This is a genomic window from Sphingobacterium lumbrici (genome assembly GCF_006476045.1).
GTDB classification, from domain to species: domain Bacteria; phylum Bacteroidota; class Bacteroidia; order Sphingobacteriales; family Sphingobacteriaceae; genus Sphingobacterium; species Sphingobacterium lumbrici.
Genome location: NZ_SRZY01000031.1, coordinates 58,234 through 78,445 on the forward strand (window position 1 = coordinate 58,234; position 20,212 = coordinate 78,445).

The 20,212-nt window shown below is 41.1% G+C and carries 11 protein-coding genes; 9 read left to right on the forward strand and 2 right to left on the reverse strand.

Annotated elements, in window-relative coordinates; translation table 11 throughout:
• Positions 1-78 precede the first annotated feature (78 nt).
• From E4F24_RS12555 to E4F24_RS12585, 7 genes are all read left to right on the forward strand, one after another.
• Entirely contained in the window at positions 79-3,534 is a 3,456-nt protein-coding gene (locus E4F24_RS12555) for a TonB-dependent receptor (RefSeq protein ID WP_140939322.1), read from the forward strand.
• 24 nt (positions 3,535-3,558) lie between these two features.
• Positions 3,559-5,343, forward strand: coding sequence for a RagB/SusD family nutrient uptake outer membrane protein (locus tag E4F24_RS12560; protein ID WP_140939324.1), 1,785 nt, complete (start codon positions 3,559-3,561; stop codon positions 5,341-5,343).
• A gap of 31 nt (positions 5,344-5,374) precedes the next feature.
• On the forward strand, positions 5,375-6,232 hold the full coding sequence (locus tag E4F24_RS12565) for a discoidin domain-containing protein (protein WP_140939326.1): 858 nt from the start codon (positions 5,375-5,377) through the stop codon (positions 6,230-6,232).
• 43 nt (positions 6,233-6,275) lie between these two features.
• The gene (locus E4F24_RS12570) at positions 6,276-8,573 is read left to right on the forward strand and encodes a M60 family metallopeptidase (RefSeq protein ID WP_140939328.1); all 2,298 of its coding nucleotides are present in this window, start codon (positions 6,276-6,278) and stop codon (positions 8,571-8,573) included.
• A 107-nt stretch (positions 8,574-8,680) separates the two neighbouring features.
• Positions 8,681-9,079, forward strand: coding sequence for a beta-xylosidase family glycoside hydrolase (locus tag E4F24_RS13850; RefSeq protein WP_216629181.1), 399 nt, complete (start codon positions 8,681-8,683; stop codon positions 9,077-9,079).
• A gap of 441 nt (positions 9,080-9,520) precedes the next feature.
• Entirely contained in the window at positions 9,521-10,369 is an 849-nt protein-coding gene (locus tag E4F24_RS12580; protein WP_140939330.1) for a metallophosphoesterase family protein, read from the forward strand.
• Between the two features lie 150 nt (positions 10,370-10,519).
• The gene (locus E4F24_RS12585; protein WP_140939332.1) at positions 10,520-11,803 is read left to right on the forward strand and encodes a Gfo/Idh/MocA family protein; all 1,284 of its coding nucleotides are present in this window, start codon (positions 10,520-10,522) and stop codon (positions 11,801-11,803) included.
• Between the two features lie 160 nt (positions 11,804-11,963).
• Here the strand turns inward: E4F24_RS12585 and E4F24_RS12590 are convergent, their stop codons facing one another.
• Entirely contained in the window at positions 11,964-13,670 is a 1,707-nt protein-coding gene (locus E4F24_RS12590; RefSeq protein ID WP_140939334.1) for an alpha-1,3-galactosidase-related protein, read from the reverse strand.
• 5 nt (positions 13,671-13,675) lie between these two features.
• Positions 13,676-15,898 (reverse strand): glycoside hydrolase family 95 protein, encoded by a 2,223-nt coding sequence (locus E4F24_RS12595; RefSeq protein WP_140939336.1) that lies wholly within the window; start codon positions 15,896-15,898, stop codon positions 13,676-13,678.
• A gap of 228 nt (positions 15,899-16,126) precedes the next feature.
• On the opposite strand from E4F24_RS12595, the gene E4F24_RS12600 reads away from it, so the two are divergent.
• Positions 16,127-18,277, forward strand: a complete 2,151-nt coding sequence (locus E4F24_RS12600) for a glycosyl hydrolase family 95 catalytic domain-containing protein (RefSeq protein ID WP_140939338.1) — start codon at positions 16,127-16,129, stop codon at positions 18,275-18,277.
• Between the two features lie 28 nt (positions 18,278-18,305).
• A complete protein-coding gene (locus E4F24_RS12605) occupies positions 18,306-20,135 on the forward strand; it encodes a glycoside hydrolase family 97 protein (protein ID WP_140939340.1) in 1,830 nt (609 codons plus the stop codon).
• Positions 20,136-20,212: the final 77 nt, after the last annotated feature.

Here is a 20,212-nt window from a genome sequence, read left to right on the forward strand (position 1 = left end):
GCACTTCTGGTCAAGACAGCCGAAGCATAGATCTAAAATGTATTAATACCAATTTATTACTATTTAAATCTGAATCAAATGTATAAAAAATATACGGCATATTTCTATTGGTATGATTATGCCTTAATTAAGTATTTCGTTATGACCAAATTTACTGTTCTTATTATTTTATTAATGAGCAGTCAGGTGAATGCTAATGTGTTTGCGCAACGAATAAATATCAATGCAAAAAGCTTAACCCTAAAAGAGATTGTTTCTAAAATTAGCAAACAATCAGGGTATCACTTTTTGTATTTGGAAAAAGATTTGAAGCCGAACGATCGAGTGACCCTGCGCTTAGAAAACGTTTCATTACAACAGGCGTTGGACAAAGTGCTTTCGGATAATGGCTTACATTATACCATAAGAAGTAATCGGATTATTATTGAAGAGGTAAAAGTGGCTGATGTCAAATTCGTTGCAGAACAACGGTTAGAACAACAGCGTACGATTAAAGGGCATGTTGTAGATAGTAAGGGCAATAAACTTGTTGGTGTGACGGTCACGTTACGAAATGGTTTGGCTACGTCTACCAACGGAGATGGCGCGTTTGAAATAGTCGCCAAAGCGAACGATGTTATACAGTTCGACCTTATCGGATTTGAACCACAGGTGTTGACAGTGGGCGAGACCAACAATTATACGGTGACAATGTCCGAAAAAATTGGCGATCTCGACGAAGTTGTTGTTGTGGGGTACGGAACACAGAAGAAAGCTAGTGTGGTCGGTGCTGTTCAGACCATCAAAGTAGATGATCTACGCGTTCCGAGTTCTAATTTATCCACAGGATTTGCCGGTCGCCTAGCAGGTGTTGTAGCTGTACAGCGTTCTGGCGAACCAGGAGCGGACGGTGCAGACTTTTGGATTAGAGGGATTTCCACTTTTAGTGGTATGACTTCACCGCTGATCGTGATTGATGGGGTACAAGCATCGTCAGGAGATTTGAATGCGTTGGATCCTGAGGTTATCGAGAGTTTTTCCATTTTAAAAGATGCGACAGCTACTGCGCTTTACGGAACCAGGGGAGCCAACGGTGTGATGATCGTTACGACCAAATCGGGAAGAGATTTGGACAAACCTATTATCAACGGACGGTTTGAAACATCATATACTTCACCGATCAAAGTGCCCCACTTTGTAAATGGCGTTAACTATATGAAGATGTATAACGAAGCCATTTCGACGAGAAAAACAGGTGAAATACTGTATCCGATTGACAAAATAGATGGCACCAGTAGAGGATTAGATCCTTATGCCTTTCCCGATGTAGACTGGTATAATGAGCTATTTAGGAAAGGTGCAACGACCCAAAATCTGAATTTTAGCGTGCGAGGTGGGGGAAAAAAAATGGACTACTTTAGCAATGTATCCTACAATCGGGAGGCGGGTATGCTGCGTGATGTGAAGGACTTCTCTTACGATAATAATCTTAAAATTAATCGTTATGTACTTCAGAATAATATAAATGTACATCTGACCCCAACAACCCGAGCAACGGTAAAGGTTAATGCACAGCTGAGAGACTATCATGGACCACAAATGAGGGCCACTGATATCTTCGGCTTGATCATGGAGGCCAATCCTGTAGATTTTCCTATGCGTTATCCGAATGATCCGGAATATAGTTATATCAAGTGGGGAGGAAGGAGCGGGGGAGCTTATAATAATGGTTTTAGGAACCCCTATGCAGAAATGGTAAGAGGTTATAGTGATAATTTTCAAAGTACCGTTACGGGGCAGATTGAATTAAATCAGAAGTTGGATTTCTTGACCAAAGGAATGTCTGCCAGTGCATTATTCTCGTTTAAAAATTGGAGTTCGACAAATACCTCGAGGTCCGGAGGATACAATCAGTTTGAAATAGCGAAGTATATCTGGAATCCGGAAGGTACTGCTTTAGATCAATATACTTTACGTCGAGTGGGAGCCGAACGGGTTACTACACTTAATACGAATAATAGTTCGACGGGGGATAGACAGATTTATGTGCAAGGTATGTTGAATTATGACCGCACATTTGGCCAATATCATAATATTACAGGTATGCTCCTGTATAATCAAGAGGAATATAATGTAAATAGTCCATCCGGATTGATTCAATCACTTCCGAAACGCAAGCAAGGGATAGCCGGACGTGCAACTTATGGGTATGACAATAGATACTTAGGGGAGTTAAACTTCGGTTACAACGGTACAGAAAATTTTGCAAAAGGCCATCGTTTTGGCTTTTTTCCTTCTGTAGGATTGGGGTATGTCATCAGTCAGGAAAGTTATTTTAAGAACTTGGTTCAGACTATTACGAATTTGAAAATCAGGGGATCATGGGGGTTAGTTGGAAATGATCAAATTAGTGGAGACCGATACCTCTACTTGTCAGACATCGCGTTGGAAAATGGTGATCTCGGTTATACAACAGGTCGTGATCAGAATATTTCAAAAAATGGACCTAAGTATTTTCGTTTTGCAAATCCCAATATTACTTGGGAGATCGGTGAGAAGATCAACTTGGGGCTGGATTTGAGTATTAAAAATAGCTTCAATGTTACTGTTGATTTTTTCAGAGAGACCCGAAGGGATATTTTCATGGAAAGACGTAGTATTCCTGAATTTGTAGGTATTAGTCCCAAAGACAAATGGATTGATTTAACCACGAAGGTCTATGGTAATTTGGGAAAAGTAAAAAATAAAGGTTTTGATTTATCTCTTGATTATGCTAAACAACTATCAGACAGTTTCTCGGCAAGTTTCAAAGGTACCTTTACCTATGCCAAAAATGTGATATTGGAGTATGATGAACCTTCGTTTTCGAGGTACCCTAATTTGTCGAGAGTAGGACATTCCACATCTACTCCTTTGCTTTATATTGCAGAACGTTTATTTATCGATGATGCGGAAGTAGAGAATAGCCCAACTCAGAATATAGGAGGTTTTATTCGTGCAGGAGATATTAAATACCGAAATATAGCGGATGTCACCGGTATGTATGACGATATAATCGATGCGAATGATCGACGTTATGTAGGAAGTCCAGAGATTCCGGAAATTGTATATGGATTTGGACCTTCGTTCCGCTATAAGAAATTTGATTTCTCGTTTTTCCTTCAGGGAGTTGCGAATACTTCCATTGTGATGAGCGGTTTCCATCCCTTCGGTACTGATGGGACAAGGAATGTTCTAGAATTTATAGCGGATGATTATTGGAGCGAAGGACAAAATCCTGATATCTATGCGAAGTATCCTCGTTTAAGTAAGATGGACAACCGTAATAACACAGTTGCATCGACATACTGGTTGAGAGATGGTGCTTTTCTCAAACTGAAAAACGCGGAGATAGGATTCAATCACCGGATGTTCCGAATTTATTTACGAGGATCTAACCTATTGACTTTCTCTAAGTTCAAATACTGGGATCCGGAACAAGGTGGAGGGAATGGTTTGAGATATCCGACACAACGGGTAGCAAATATAGGCATACAGGTAAATTTCAATAAGTAATATCCATTTTAAAATCGATTTGTGATGAAATATTCAATTATACTATTATTATTTACTTTTTTAGGCTTGTCAAGTTGCAACTATCTTGACGTTGTTCCTGATGAAAGACCCACAGAAGCAGACGCTTTTAAAGATAAGAATTCAGCTGAACGCTTTCTCTATTCTTGCTATTCTTTTATGCCCAAAGAACGTCAAGGAGCCAACCTTTATCAAACTTCTGAAATAGCTGCCATGAATGACTTAGAGTATTTGCTAGGTACATACTCTGCAGCTAATGTGGGTAATTTTACGTTTTGGAGTCGCATGTATGGCGGTATACGCCGTTGTTACACTTTGCTCAACAATGTGGATAAGGTACCACACATGGAAGAAGAGCTTAAGTCAGTATACAAGGCTGAAGCGAAGTTTTTGATTGCTTATTATCATTTTATACTGCTTAAGGCTTATGGTCCCATTATTTTGGCAAAAGATGAATATGCACTGGATATTCGAGCAGGGGAATATCCAAAGCGCAGTCATTTTGACGAATGTGTTAATTGGATTGTTGCCTTGTATGATGAGGCCTTTAATGACTTGTTGGAAAAGCAAGCTACAACCTACTATGGACGAGCTACAAAGACTGCGGCAAAAGCTTTAAAGGGAAGATTGTTGTTATATGCGGCATCTCCACTTTTTAATGGAAACGATGCTTTTTTTGGCAATAGTTTAAAAGATCCCGAAACCGGAGAAGCACTTATGAGTTTAACCAAGGAAGATGGCAAATGGGAACGCGCATACATTGCTTGTTTAGAAGCAGCTAGTTACGCAGAGCAGAATGGATATCTTCTGTATGAGGGTGTTCCGACCGAAGAATTGCCCTACCCTTCAAATGCTACCGAGTGGAGTTTGCGCATGACATTTGTAGACCGTAATTCCAGTGAGGTAATCTGGGCAGATCCTAGACAAGAAGGTTTTTATGAATACCAGAATAATGCAACACCACGTCACCCCACAGATGATGGGGCATCATGGAACAATTTGGCTCCAACACTCACTTCTGTAAAAATGTTCTATACTGAGAATGGTTTGCCGATCGAGGAAGATCCACAGTACTTTACCGCAAATCAATACTATTCTACTGGTCTCTATAATGGACGAAGCACAGCAAACTTACATTTAAAGCGAGAGCCTCGATTTTATGCTTGGATTGCGTTTCAAAATGGTTGGTATGAAATGTCGCGGGATGGTGAGAAGAGAATTGTAACGGAATTTAGAAATGAAGATCCTCATGGTAAGGGGAATCGGTCCAGAAATTACTCGATGTCAGGCTATTTAGTTAAGAAAGGCGTAGGGCTTTCTTACGACACCAGAAATGGATATCCAAACTATCCATGGCCTTTGATTCGTCTGGCAGAACTGTACTTAAATATCGCAGAGGCAGCAATTGAAAGTAATAAACTTGATATTGGAAAGGATTACCTTGATAAGGTTAGAAAGAGAGCGGGAATTCCTACCGTGAATGATGCCTGGGCTTCTGTAGCGTCATTGACGAAGGATAAGTTGAGGCAGGTCGTTCGTCAAGAGCGAGCTATTGAATTATTCATGGAGGGACAGTTGGGATGGGATATCAAACGTTGGAAAGTAGCGGAACAATATATGGGGAAGAATCCGAAAGGAATGAACCTGAATGGTGCAACTGATGAGGCTTTTTTCAAAGAAACTGAAATCGAACAGGCTTGGAAGTTTGTGGCCCCTAAAAATTATCTGCTTCCTATACAAGATAAGGAAATAAATATAAATAATAAGCTTGTTCAAAATCCAGGCTATTAAAAGAAGACAACCCTTAAAAAAAGATCATATTATGAAAGCTATAAGGACCGTATTATCATTTATGGCGCTGCTGGTATTTTTTTCTTGTAATCATAAGGAGGAAGCAGCGTTGCCATCAGATGTAAAGAATTTGAGAGCCGAACCCCGAATAGGAGGTGTCATGTTACGTTGGGATAACCCTTCTGATATGAATTTTATGTACGTAACGATAACCTATAAAATACCTAAGACAGGCCAATTGATAAGAACCAATGTCAGTCACTTTGCGGATTCGTTGTTGGTTGAAAATCTATTGGCAAAAGACGGGGAGTATACCTTTGAACTAAGTACCGTAGGGGAGAGTAAGGGGGTCAGCCCCAATAGCCTGACCGTTAGTGCTACAGCACTCCGTAAGCCGCCGGTGATTACGGAATATTCGGAAAAAATTGATTTTGAAGTTGGTGCCCTTTCTGCCAATGCTTCAGATCCTTCTGAGGGAAATCTGGCCAATCTTATTGATGGAAATCTCACAACTTTTTACCACACCAATTGGCATGAGGTAATTCCCTATCCACATTGGATACAATTCGATCTGAGCGAACCTGTCGAAAGTGTGAAGTATATTTCTTGGAATAGAAGTGGCAGTGGTGGAGGCAATGCGGATGAGGTATCTATAACAGGGAGCAATGACGGCAGTGAATGGGTAGAATTGGGAAGGGTGCTGTCTGACGAGTTGCCTAGTACGGGAGGAGCAAGATTCGAATCATCCATTTTCTCTAAGGAGGGAATGACCTTTCAGAAAATCCGTTATAATGCTATACGTGGACGAGGAGGCAATACTTGGTTTCACATGGCCGAGATAGAGCTTCATAAAGCCTGGTTTGTCGTCGAGGATCCAGAAAGTGAGTAGAGGATTTTATGTCGATAAATACATTAAATAATTTGAAATTGTTATGAACATAAGAATAATATTGTTATTTCTGGTATTGTTGAGCCAACTGGCACAATGTAAAAATAAGACCCCTATTATTGAGGAACCTATTCCTGAAAAGTATGAACCTACGAAACCTGAAGGTATCGAAGGAGATATACAGCTTAAAATAGGAACGGGAGAAGCATCTTCTGCCCAATCAGGCGAGGGGATTGGAATGTCTTTTGATGGGGATCCCGCGACTATTTATCATTCCCCTTGGTCTAATACCCAATTCCCGGTTACACTCACGTATACATTTGAAAAACCAGAACATGTAGATTATTTGGTATATAAACCGAGATCCGGTAGCGATAATGGACTATTTGGTAACTTTGAACTTTGGTTTACAACTAAAAGTAATCCCGAATATAAAAAAATAGGAAATTATGATTTTAAGGAACAGCACAAGCTTTCCACCGTTGTATTTCCGAAAACGCTGGAAGATGTAACATCATTTAAGTTCGTTGTAACATCTGGAAGAAATAATTTTGTAAGCTGCGCCGAAATGGAGTTTTTTAGACGAGGACAGGGCTTAGAAGGGCTTTCCCTTATTTTTGCAGATGCACTCTGTACGGAGCTAAAACACGGCATTACATCCGCGCAGATCAATGCAATGTCAAATCCGTTCTTTAAGACCATTGCCTTAAGCATGTTGTATGATAAATACCCAAAAGATTTTCGAATTCAAGAGTATCAGGCCTATCCTACCTTAGGGAGTACTTCACAGTTGCTGAAAATAAGTGGATATAACCCCTTTGAGAATCCTACAGGTATTTATTTCTCATCGGGTTCGGAAGCAGTACTTCTTGTGGGTGATACCAAAGGAGAGCAAATCTCACTTCGTGTACATGATTTTAATAGCCATACCGATGGGTACTACCATTTGCAAACCGGCTTAAATAAGATTAAAATAACGACTAGTGGACTAGGGTATATTCATTTTTATACGGACAACTATCAAAATATTCCGGCAGTAAAGATCCATATTCCGAATGCGAAAGTAAATGGATATTTTGATAAGGCGAAGCACAAGAGTACCGATTGGGATCGATTACTCAATGCATCCGTATCCAGTTTTTTTGATATAAAAGGAGACTACATCAATCTTGCATATTCTACAGCAGAGCTCAAACAGCACTGTGCTGATGGGCTAGCGTTGATTAACCTGTATGACGAGATTGCCAAAATGGAATACGATATCATGGGGTTGACAAAGTACAACAGAATTCCTAAGAATCACATGTTTGCAAGGACTGTCGAGTCCGGTTTATTTGCCGATGGTTGGGGAGCGGGATTTGCTCGAGGTTTTATGTATGAACTGGCTAATCCGGAGAAAGCAAAAGCTGGCGGTGCCTGGGCTATTGCCCATGAGTTGGGGCATGTTAACCAAATACGTCCGGGATTGAAATGGGTAAGTACTACAGAGGTCACCAATAATATTTATTCTGTATTGGTACGGTACGATTTCACGCCTAACAACATGCCTTTAGAGCATGAACGTGTCAATGATGGAGATGACAACAAAGTATTAGGAGGCCGATTCAACTCCTTTTTGAACTATGGTGTTGTCAAAGGAGAGCAATGGCTTTGTCAACGTGGACAGGATAAGATGGTAGGTTATGAAAATGGTGGCGATCATTTTGTTAAATTATGCCCTTTATGGCAGTTGTTGTTGTACTATCGTATAGCACAAGGTACGCCTTGGCATACCCCCGATTGGTACGCTGATGTGGCCGAGATCGTCAGAAATACAAATGAGTCTGGGATGAGTAATGGTCAGCTGCAGCTTAATTTTATGAAAAATGTTTGTGATGTCGTTAAAGAGGATCTTACGGATTTCTTTATCAAGGTTGGTATGTTGAAACCTATAGACAAGGAAATGGATGATTATAGCAGGGGACGACTTACAATTACACAAGCAGACTGTGATCAGTTGATCCAATATGCTAAAAAGTATAAAAAACCACAAAGCCCGGTTATCTATTATTTGACAGCTAATAGTTTAGATGCTTATCAAAAGCGTCTTTCCGTGTCCGGAAATTATAATCAGGGCATAGCGATGGATGCCATACAAGGTTTCTGTAAAATCAGCCATAGTGTCTGGAAAAATGTAGCTGTTTTTGAAACGTACCAAGGAGACGAATTGGTTAAAGTCGCCATGGTTGGAACCGATTCCGAAGACCAGAGTTCTACCGTGTTGCGTTATCCACAAGGATCTACACGGATAGAAGCTGTGGCTTGGGATGGTCAGCGGACATTGGTATATGGACAACGATAATCAATACTATGAATATAATTAATTTAGTTTTTAGAAGAAAGGGAGTCCTTGTGTATTGTGCTATACAATCACGATATTAAATGCTGGTTATAGTATAAATGAAAAATATGATAGAGAAAGATTACAGAAGGCAGTTATGTCTGCTCCTTAGTTTGGTATTGATGTTGTTCTCTTTTACACAATCTGTAGCACAGCAGGTATGGAGTCCGGATAATGGTAATGGCACATTTACCAATCCTCTGATGTGGGGAGACTGGCCGGATCCGGATATTATTCGGGTGGGAGATAAATTTTGGGTAAGGGCACGTGTTACAGATAAGGAATTTGTTGCCAAGTTTTATTATAGTACGGATGGTGAAAATTTTTATGTAATAGGGAACGAACTAAAGATGCAGTTGGGGTTACCGTGGACAGCCAATCGTTTTGCTTTGTTTAACTATAGTAAGACTAATGAAGGGATAGGTGGCTATGCGGATTTTAATTGGTTTAGATTTACTAACAAATAAAAAATATCCGGTCTATAATACTTTTTCAAATCAAGATCATTTTTAGGAATAAATTTCTATATGGAAGGCTCTGACTATAGAGCCTTCCATTTTTGTTAGATTTTTTTGCCGGAGAGTATGTAGAAAGTATTAAACAAAAAAAGAGAACTAGGGAAACCCTAGGCTGTGTCGTCTTGTAGACTGAGATCAAACAACTGACATCGTTTAAGGATTGGTTGTCGAACGAAGGGTAATCCGTAAAAACAACTTAAAAATCCGTTAAAGTAATTTAAATATTATTTGTAGTTAATGTTGTGTGAGGGTCTCAGTGGATATATGTTTGATGACAGACATACATCAGCGGAATTGTGTTGACCCTGCGTTCTATTGTCGTACTATTTCCGTAATTCAAATGATCTTAAATCCTAATCTGAAGGAAGTATTTAATTGGAAATAATATATATGAAACATTTTTTTTTGACCGTAGCGCTGACTGCAGTTGTTTATCTGACACATGCGCAGCAGAAATTTTCTTTTGCATTTTTTACGGATCTACATCTGAATACGAGTACCGAGACAAAGTGTTTTGATGCGCTTGGTCAGGCAATTCAGAGTGCAAAATCCAAAAAGGTAGATTTTGTTTTAAGTGGTGGAGACAATGTGGATGTAGATGCCTACAAGGCGGAGCAGTTGCCACAGGCCAGAAGTATGTTTCAGCGGTACAAAGATCAGGTGGATGCCTCAAAGCTAAAATGGTATTACAGTATCGGCAATCATGACCGTTTCTGGCATTATGAAGGTAAGCATGGCTCCGGACTGTTTGAATCTGTGTTTGGACAAAGTTATTATAGTTTTGAACACAAAGGTTGGCGCTTTGTCGTGCTCAATTCTACTCAAGTCTGCGATGGCAAGTATTGTGTAGATGACGAGCAGCGCCTCTGGTTGGAGCAGGTGCTAGCGCAGACATCCAAAGATCAGCCTATTGTTGTGGTGACGCATGTTCCATTCTTGTCGTTATACTACCCAGTCTTAGAGGGACGTTATACAGACGCGGACACATTTGCTAATCAAAAGGCGATATTTGACCTATTTGGTAGTCACAATCTGAAACTGGTATTGCAGGGACATCAGCATTTGTATGAAGAAATTAAAGTCAAAGGAGTACAATTTATTACTGCTGGTGCTATCAGTGCGAGTTGGTGGGGAGGCCCTTTCCACGGTACGCAGGAAGGTTATCTCAAAGTCGACTTGGATGGAGATAAGTTTAAATGGGAGTATATCGACTACGGTTGGACTGTTAGTGGAAAATAGTGTAACCTTAATGATATAGTATACGACTTCGTTTTTTTGATATATTTACAGTTGTACCTAGGGTGTGTAATGTTTTGGTATATTAGGTCTATCATTAAGACGTGTTGTGTGTGTCGAAGGGATTCAATTACTATAAATCAAATACTAAATATGGACAGAAGAGATTTTATTGATAAAAGTATAAAGGCCGGCTTAGCCTTTTCTATCGTCCCACGGTCGGTGTTGGGAGGGGCTAATTTTGTAGCTCCCAGTGACCGGATCAACTTGGGATATATTGGTGTGGGTAAGCAATCGTACTGGTTAATGCAGGAGCTTGCCAAATGTAAAGAAGTATTGATACAAGCGGCCAGTGATGTAGACGCTAGAAAATTAGCTAACTTTATTTCGGAAACGAACAAAGTACAAGTCAATCTAGGGAAACCATCTGTCCAAATGAAAGGATATGGGCTGTATCGCGAGTTGTTGGAGAATAAGGATATTGATGCTGTAGTCATCGCTACACCAGATCATTGGCATGCTCAGATTGCTGTGGACGCGGCAAAGGCTGGCAAGGATATCTATTGTGAAAAGCCGTTGGCGCTGACCATAGCTGAAGGTAGGGCGATGGTCAATGCGAGTAGGAAGTATAAACGTGTATTTCAGACGGGGAGTATGCAACGCTCTTCTTTTAATTTCAGACAAGCAGTAGAGTTGATCCGGAATGGTTATATCGGTGAGATAAAGGAAGTCAACGTAGAGATAGGTGAGCCTGTCAAGCAGTGCGATCTACCTTCTATGCCTGCCCCCAAAGAGTTGGATTGGGATTTGTGGGTAGGGCCATCACCGTACAGGGGCTATCATCCTATATTGGCACCCGAATTGGGTGATTCGAGTTGGGCGGGATGGCGTTGGTATCGTGATTTTGGAGGAGGTCATGTGACGGATTGGGGTGCGCATATGTTTGATGTAGTACAATGGGCTTTGGATATGGATAATAGTGGTCCGGTATTGTTCAACCCACCGAAAATGCCCCTTGCACAAAGTGGACTCTCCTACATGTATAAAAATGGGATAAAGGTCAATCATACCAAATGGGGTGCGCATAATGCGATACAATTTATTGGTACGGAAGGCATCATTGAAGTGAGTCGTTCATTCATCCGCAGCAATAAAGATGGTCTGGCATCATTAAAATTTGGTGATCGGGACAAGCGAGTATACTTCAGTGATAACCATTATCAGGATTGGATCGATGCCATCAAAAAGCGGTCGAAACCGATCTGTGATGTAGAGATAGGGCATAGGACGAGTACCGTCTGCAACGCAGTCAATATCGCCTACGAATTGCAAAAGGACCTGAAATGGGACCCAAAGAAGGAAGAGTTTGACAATGAATTTGCAAACCTGATGAGAAGTAGACCCTATCGTGGCGACTGGGACTTCAATGCTTTTTAGAAAAAAATAGATTAGTAATAACATAAAAGAGCAAGGGCTACACGTGCATTAAGTACGTGTAGCTTTTTTTATAGTATATACAGTTACATCTCGTTTCTTATGGCTGAAGCCATAAGAATATTGAGGTTTTATTAGCATTTGGTACGAATAATAACAGGCTTTACTGTTTTATAATTTCCTGGTTACCTTCTATTGTTACATCAATGCAGTCTTTGGTAGCTATGCTTTGTACATCGGCCTTGGGTTTACTAATAAGGTTGTTGTAGATATGGAGGCCTTCAACAGATTTGGCATAAACAGCGGTTTGATTTTTTAACACAAATCTGTTATTGAAAATAGCAATATCCCGATGTACGTACTTTTCAAGCTTACTACTTTCCGGATTGATATAGATTACAGGTTCGCCACATTCAATGAATTGATTGTCATGGATCCTGACCTGATGTACCGGCCCCGATTCGTACCAGCTTCGGGCATCGTTAGCGATGAGAATGGCACTCATTGGTGTTCTGAAAAAAACGTTGTGGCTTATCTCTACGGGTTTTCGTGTAGTAACTAATATTCCTCGTGTAGGAATCCTCGCAAAATAACAGTTGCGGATCGACACATGGGGTGTCCATGTGATATTCTCTACCACCAGTGCTTTTCTTTCTCTGAGTTCTGGCGAAATAGATTTATCCAAGGTCAGGATGATTTCAGTTTGACTGATTTTATTGACCTGCTTTACGGCAAATTCTTTTAAAGCTGTAAGCGATTCAGAATCTACGATTTCGATCTTATCACCTTTAAAAAATGCTTCAAAGCCATAGGATTCAGGGTGTCTAAAAGATACTTTGATCTGCTTATCAGAAATAAATTCATCTATCTTTAAATGCGTTCCATGTATGTTGATGGGATCATCCTGTGCACCTTCGAATCGACAGTTTTCAATTTGGATCAAGCCTTTGCATCCTGACATTTGAACGAAATCAGCAAACCCGGCACAGGTTCGTCCCGAGTTTAGTGCTGGTTCGCAGTTCAGGTTTGACAATGTAATGTTTTCAGAATATTGGCCTACTATTCCGAAGTTCCCAAGAAAATGGAGGTTTATATTCTCCAGTATTATGTTTTTACTCTTCAATATGGAGCCTACCACTTCATCCCGAAACCCATCCCGCAATTGGTAGACCTGACCTGCTCTCACATGCGGGGCTTTTTCATACCATATTTTCAACGTTCCATCTTGACGGTTTTCGATTTTTTGAATACCGCTCATTGGACTTGTACATCGGTCGGAAGTATTAAGATTAGGATCGTATATCTGGGCTATCCCCCCTTCAAACTGCCATTGATGCCCACTCCATATAATTCGGTTGTTTTGGATGGTATACTTAGCAGAAGAGTGAGGCTTCAGCACCAGATAAGTGGATGTCGCCTCCAAAACCTCTGCCTCTACAACAGTAGGGTCAACGGCATCAATACTGAAATTTTTAAGCACAATATTTTCACAACTATCTATAAAAAAGCTGGTCATTTTGCCATGTGTCATGAAAAGAGAATTACCCCCATCTATGGTCAGGTTTTTTATCCCTTTGATATAGATCGCGATATGTTTAATAGCCGATGGATTGTGGTTTTTGTTGGTGGTGTTGGATACAAAATAAGGTTTTTGGACCGTATGCTCTCTGTAAAATTCATACTGCCGCGTCTCAAATTTCAATACAGTAGGTTTACCCTTTCTACTTTTTACCAACCGTAAGGATTCTTCGAGTTGTTGGTGTACATTGGATGAGTGGCTATTGATAAGTAGCGTGTCGCTGCACCATGCTGTTGCGCTCACGAGGCAGCAGCATAATGTAAGTGCAAGACGTTGTAGATAGGTATTCAATGTCATTATTTTTTAGTTATTAAATGATATGTTTTGTGTGCTTTTACGGGCCAGGAAGTGATGTAATAGCCAAATTCATCCAGTTTGGATACTGCATTACGCTGTTTTATCTTTAGTGGTACATTGGTCCTGATGGTACAAATACCATCAACGGAGGCAGTTATTGTTGCGTTGGTCAGTTGCCTCTTGTTCCAGTTCATATCCACGGTGTACCCTCCACGGGATTTGAGCCCCGATATACTACCTTTCTGCCATTCTTTGGGCAAGGCAGGTAGTAAGTGGATCTCGTCCATCTGACTTTGGATAAGCATCTCCGATAACCCAGCTGTAAGCCCGAAATTGGCCTCGATTTGAAAAGGGGGGCCATTGAATAAGTTTTTATATAAGCCTCCTTTTTCCGTATGGGTATCAGCCAGACTGATGGATTTGATGGCTCTTTTGAACAGGGCGTGGGCTTTGTCTCCATCTTGTAGACGAGCCCAGAAGGCTGTTTTCCATGCGAGTCCCCATCCTGGTCCATCATCACCCCGTGCTTCCAGACTTTTTCTCGCGGCTTGTGCATATACAGGGGTTTTGAAAGACGAGATTGCTGTACCCGGATAGAGTGCAATTAAATGGGAAACGTGCCGATGTTGATCTTTGGGATCATCATTCTGAATGCGCCATTCACGCAGTTGTCCCCAGCTTCCAACCGCCATGCCTTTATCAAGTTTGGTATATGCAGCTTGTAATTGCTGTTGAAAGTCATCGTTTAACTGGAGCACCTTTCCGGCGTATAGGGTATTTTGGAACAATTCGTTGATGAGCTGTTGCACATACGCGATACCATCTTCCCACGGTCCGTGTTCGGGAGACCATTCGTTTGGAGCCAATAGTTGCCCATCAGACCCCGTAATGAGTCGATCCAGCCAAAATTCACATGCAGCCTTGAGTACAGGGTAGGCTTTTTGCTGCAGATAATCTCTATTGGGAGAAAAAGCATAGTGATCCCATGTATGCAGGGCATACCATGCATTGGCAGGCCTGTTCCAGTTCCAGTCGGAGTATCCAAAGATATTGTTTTGGGTCTTCATGGTCCATCCGCGGGCCTGGTTTTCGTTGGCCATCTTTCTCCATGAAGGCTGTATCTGCGCTTCATTATAGATGTAGTTGATAAATGGGAGGTGGCATTCGGAGAGGTTGGTCACTTCTACCGGCCAATAATTCATTTGGACATTGATATTGGAGTGGATGTCTGACTCCCATGGTGGTGTATTGCTGTCGTTCCAGATCCCCTGTAAATTGGAGGGTTGATCCAGATTAGGGCGCGAGCTCGCAATACTGAGATATCGCCCATACTGAAATAATAAGATGTCTACCCAAGGGTCGTATTGTCCCTTCCGATAGCTATCCATGAGCCGATCGGTGGTTTGTGTATTTTTTGTGTCACCTAGATTAAAGTGTACACGATTGAAGAGTTTGCCATGATCGGCTATATGTCTTTTTTTGATTTGCTGATAACCCTGTTTCTGTGCCTTTTGAATAGTGTTGGTAAGAGCGGATGCCCAGTCATTGGCGGTAGTGTATGTAGGGGTGATGGGGTCATAACTGGTATTGGCAGCCAAGTAGATTGTCACCTGATCGGCATTGCTCACCTGTATTTTATCGATATCTTTTCGGATACTGCCTCCCTCCGGTACAACAGTTAATAGTGCGGTATAGTCCAGAATGGTCAATTTGCCGGAGAGTGTCATTTGTTGATCGCCAACTGCCACCACTTCGTTGTGATCTCCCTTGAGCCGGATGGCAAAATTGAGTTTACCCTTTTTGTTTGCTGACAGCCGGATTGCGATGACATCATCTGGGTAGCTGGCAAGGTACTCATGGGTATATTGTACATCGTGTATGGTATAATTGACATAAGCAATGGCTTTTTCGAGATCCAGACTTCGGTTGTAGTTGTCTACGGTGCCGATGTGGTCAAAATTCAGTTCGATACGTCCAAAGCTTTGATAGGCACCTCTTTGGGTCGGACTGCCGGTCCAAAAGGATTTATCATTAAATTGAATAATTTCGTGGACGGGATCACCGTATATCATAGCACCAAAGCGGCCATTGCCTATGGGGATTCCTTCTGTCATTCCGTGCTGTGCAGGCTGGTCATAGCGCAAGGCTAGGTTCTGGCCTGATACGGGAATGATACTCCATAAACATGTTAGGATAGGAAGTAACTTTAGGATAGATCTCATAAAATAAATATTTGTATTTTAAGTTTTGCACCCATTGACAGAGGTTATTAACTAATTAGTCGACTCAGAAGGGGAGAGCCCTAGTGTGTTACTCTTTTTAATTTTAAAGGTTACATTTTCAGTCCATCTAAACATTCGCTAGGGTTAAACACGGCTGAGTCGTCTTGTAGTACAAGGTCGGTGCATCGACAGTAACCATTGGAAAGTTATATAAAATAAATCCTTCAAATGAAAAGATACTTTATTATTTTGATTTCACTGTTCCTTGCAATCCCTGTGTATGCACAACCAACAGCTTATAAAAACCGTTGGGAAAAAGCTCCTTCCCGTATTCCGCACAACAGTTCTGTGGATGCTCCGCTAATGGGGAATGGAGATTTGACTATGAGTGTCGGATATAAGAATGGAAAATTAAGTTATTACTTGTCAAAGAATGATTTTTGGCGTTTGCGCTCCAAAGCCGATGGCTTATCAGGGCCACGGGTAGTTGGGATTCTTGACTTAAAGATTGAGGGGTTTAATGATGCGAGTTTTTCTGCCGAGCAGTTATTGAACAATGGAATTACATCCAGTTGGTTGAAAAATCAACAGCAAGGATTAGAAGCAAAGTCGTGGGTGTCAGCAACAGATAATTTGATATTTATTGAACTCACAGCTACTGGAAAAGCAGTAAAAGTTTCAATAGGATTGACGGCACCAGACAATAGTATGGCTAATTTGAAGACCGGGAAATCAGAAGGTATTGATTGGTTGAATCGTTCCTTTCAGGATCATGTAGACATTTCTACAGAAGTAGCTGTCGCCATAAAGCAGCTTAATTACACTTCAGATACGATTAATATTGAGCTGGGAAAGCCATTGATTCTAGCTCTTGCTGTAGAAAGTAATTTCAAAGCGAAAGATCCGCTAGCCCATGTGCTTAGTCAAATTAAAAAGATTAATACGAGGTCTGTTACTAAAATAGCACAAAAACACAATCAATGGTGGGAAAGGTATTGGAACCGATCTTCGGTAATGGTTGCGGATAGCGTTTTAATGAAAGCATATTACCAAGGGTTGTATACCATGGCAGCTTGCAGCCGTGATCCTAAATTTCCGCCAGGCTTATTCGGTTGGGTAACTACTGAGACCCCTATGTGGAACGGGGACTATCATTTGAATTACAATTTTCAGGCTCCTTTTTATGGATTGTTTTCAGCCAATCGTTTAGATCAGGCGATACCGCATGATGCGCCGCTTCTGGACTTTATGCTTAGGGGTGAATGGTATGCAAAAAACGTGACCGATACCCGGGGGATATTGTATCCTGTTGGGATTGGTCCATTGGGTATTGAAGTAACAAGGGATTTTGAACAATATATGCATGGTCCCAACTTTGAGAAAGGTGGTCTGTTTTTCGGACAACGATCAAATGCGGCTTATGGTCTTCTGAACATGGCCCAACATTGGCGTACCACCCATGATGCGTCTTATGGAAAAAAGATATATCCCTATGCACTTGCAGTTGCAAGTTTTTGGGAAGATTATTTGAAGTATGAGGGTGGTAAGTACGTGATTTATGGTGATGCGATCCATGAAGGCTCAGGCAAGGACAAGAATCCGATTTTATCTCTTGGACTTGTCCGAAATACATTTGATCTGATGATTGATTTAAGTTCTGCTTTAAAACTCGATGAAAAGCGGCAAGAGAAATGGAAAGATATTTTAAATAAGTTAAGTGATTTTCCTGTTCAGACCCGAAATGGGGTGAAGGTTTTCCGCTATACCGAAGAAGGGACGGCTTGGTGGAATGATAATGGTTTAGGGATACAGCATATTTATCCGGCTAATGCTATTACTTTGGACGATAAGGATGAATTGCTGACCATTGCGCGTAATACCATCGGGGAAATGAAAAGATGGCATGATTCAAACACAAGCAATAGCTTTTTTGCGGCAGCGATTCGAGTAGGTTATGATCCAGTTGTCATCATGGATGAGTTGCATAAATATGCTTTAAGAACCTATCCAAATGGTTTTGATTTGAATAATCCTCATGGTATCGAAAATAGTTGTACAGTAGCGAATGCGTTAAATGAAATGTTGTGCATGAGTGCCGGGAATGTGATCCGTTTGTTCAATATTCCGAAAGGGCAAGATGCAAGCTTTAAGAATATCCGTGCATGGGGAGCTTTTTTGGTATCTGCTCGTTTGGATAAAGGTCAGGTTTCTGAAGTTAAAATCAAGAGTGAAAAAGGAAAGCCCTGTATGATTATTAATCCATGGCCAGACAAGAAGGTTTTGTTAATTAGAAATGGCAAGAAAGCCGAAGTGCTCTATGGAAATCGAATTTATTTTAATACAAAAATTAATGAACTTATAGAGATGCAATCATTATAATCGATATAAATATATAGTCAATTCCCAAATGAAAAAAACAATTACCCTTATAGTTATGCTTTTTGCCTTGCGAATGGCGTATGCAGCAGAAAGGTATGCTGTCAAATCTCCTGACGGCTCTGTCTCGATTGAAATTATGATTCGGAACCATGATCTGTATTATAAAGTGTTTAAAGAAGGTATGCTCGTCATGGATAATTCTAAATTGAACTGGATCGTTGATGGCCGGGAGCTTGGAAGCCAAGTGAATGGAATTGAAGTTTCCAAGAAGTATAAAGGGAAGAATGAATATCAACTATTAGGAGGACATTCCCTTGCAAAAGATCATTATCATGGGACAACCTATCGGATAAGTTCAGCATCGGTTCCGGGCTTTGTACTTGAAGTGAGAGCGTTCAATGATGGGGTCGCGATTCGGTATTCGACCGAAAATCAACGTACGGTAGAGGTGGGAGATCTAACGTCGTTTACTATTCCCACAAATACGAAGGTATGGCTGCAAGAAAACACAAAGCATTACGAAGGCGATTACAAGAAAAGCGGTGTGGAGACGCTTGCTATTGGACAGGTCGCCGGTCCTCCGGTTGTAATAGAATATCCCGAGTCAGATTTGTATGCAGCCATTACCGAGGCGGGCTTATATGATTTTGCCGGGATGTCATTGCAGGTTTCACAAGAGCGTACCTTCGAAACTCGGCTTGATGGTAAGACCTTTAAATCTGGTCATATCCAGACTCCTTGGCGCGTTATTATGGTCGGTAGCCTTAATACCTTGGTCAACAATGATATTATCACGAATTTGTCGGACAGTCCTCCTGTTGGGCTTTTTAAAAACTCCGCCAATTGGTTGAAACCCGGAAAATGTGTTTGGAGTTGGCTTACGGGGACAGGTGTTTCATTTGAGAACATGAAAAGATTCTCAAAACTGGCCAGCGAGCTAGGGATAGAATATAATTTGGTTGACGAGGGTTGGAGCAGTTGGGAAGAGGGCGGTAAAGATGGATGGGAACTTATGCGGGAGCTTGTTGATTATTCCGCGGAGCGAAATGTAAAAATATGGGCTTGGAAAGCTTATCCAGATAGAAAGGGTATCCCAGGGCTGCAGACACCAGAAAGAAGGAAATCGTTTTTTGAAAAGTGTAAAGAAATAGGTGTTATGGGACTGAAGATAGATTTTTTTGATAGTGAAGCGGCCGACATCACCACCTACTTTAAAGAAACGCTGGAAGAAGCTGCACAATATGGATTGATGATCAATTTTCACGGCTGCAATAAGCCAACGGGATTAAACAGGACATATCCAAATGAAATGACCCGTGAGGGTATAAAGGGATATGAGTATGGCATGAGCATCGATTGCAATGTCACACTTCCATTTACACGATTGCTGGTAGGGCATGGCGATGCCACCCCGTTAGTTCTAAATCCGGGACAGATGAAAGGGACGACTGAATCCCATCAGATAGCAAGCGCGATTATCTATTCATCACCCTTGCTATGTTTGGCGGCACATCCAACGGAAATTATTGAAAATCCGAATAGAAAATTTATATCCGAATTACCTGTTGTTTGGGATGAAACAATCGTTTTGCCTCCAAGTAAAATAGGGGACATCGCTTTAATGGCCAAGCGTAGTGGAAAGGATTGGTACATCGCAGGCATGACAAAAGAAGCAAAAGTGCTCTCTATTGATTGCGCATTTTTAGGAAAGGGCAAATACACGATACACAAAATTCAGGATGTAACAGGTCAGCAAAAAAGTGCTTCGGCCGGGGAGCTGACCATCACTAAAAACGATAAATTTCAAATAGAAATGAATCGAGGAGGGGGGATTGTAGCCAAAATATCTCCTTTGTAATCTTAAAAATGGAATAATCCGCTCAAGCGTGAATTGAAAAATAACCCGGAGGACAATATATGGAAGGATTGCCTTTT

What these genes read in the sequence shown, in the direction of transcription:
- E4F24_RS12555 (WP_140939322.1), top strand. Translation starts at nt 79, where the DNA reads ATGTATAAAAAATATACGGCATATTTCTATTGGTATGATTATGCCTTA.
- E4F24_RS12580 (WP_140939330.1), top strand. Translation starts at nt 9,521, where the DNA reads ATGAAACATTTTTTTTTGACCGTAGCGCTGACTGCAGTTGTTTATCTG.
- E4F24_RS13850 (WP_216629181.1), top strand. Translation starts at nt 8,681, where the DNA reads ATGATAGAGAAAGATTACAGAAGGCAGTTATGTCTGCTCCTTAGTTTG.
- E4F24_RS12560 (WP_140939324.1), top strand. Translation starts at nt 3,559, where the DNA reads ATGAAATATTCAATTATACTATTATTATTTACTTTTTTAGGCTTGTCA.
- E4F24_RS12565 (WP_140939326.1), top strand. Translation starts at nt 5,375, where the DNA reads ATGAAAGCTATAAGGACCGTATTATCATTTATGGCGCTGCTGGTATTT.
- E4F24_RS12585 (WP_140939332.1), top strand. Translation starts at nt 10,520, where the DNA reads ATGGACAGAAGAGATTTTATTGATAAAAGTATAAAGGCCGGCTTAGCC.
- E4F24_RS12570 (WP_140939328.1), top strand. Translation starts at nt 6,276, where the DNA reads ATGAACATAAGAATAATATTGTTATTTCTGGTATTGTTGAGCCAACTG.
- E4F24_RS12600 (WP_140939338.1), top strand. Translation starts at nt 16,127, where the DNA reads ATGAAAAGATACTTTATTATTTTGATTTCACTGTTCCTTGCAATCCCT.
- E4F24_RS12605 (WP_140939340.1), top strand. Translation starts at nt 18,306, where the DNA reads ATGAAAAAAACAATTACCCTTATAGTTATGCTTTTTGCCTTGCGAATG.
- E4F24_RS12595 (WP_140939336.1), bottom strand. Translation starts at nt 15,898, where the DNA reads ATGAGATCTATCCTAAAGTTACTTCCTATCCTAACATGTTTATGGAGT.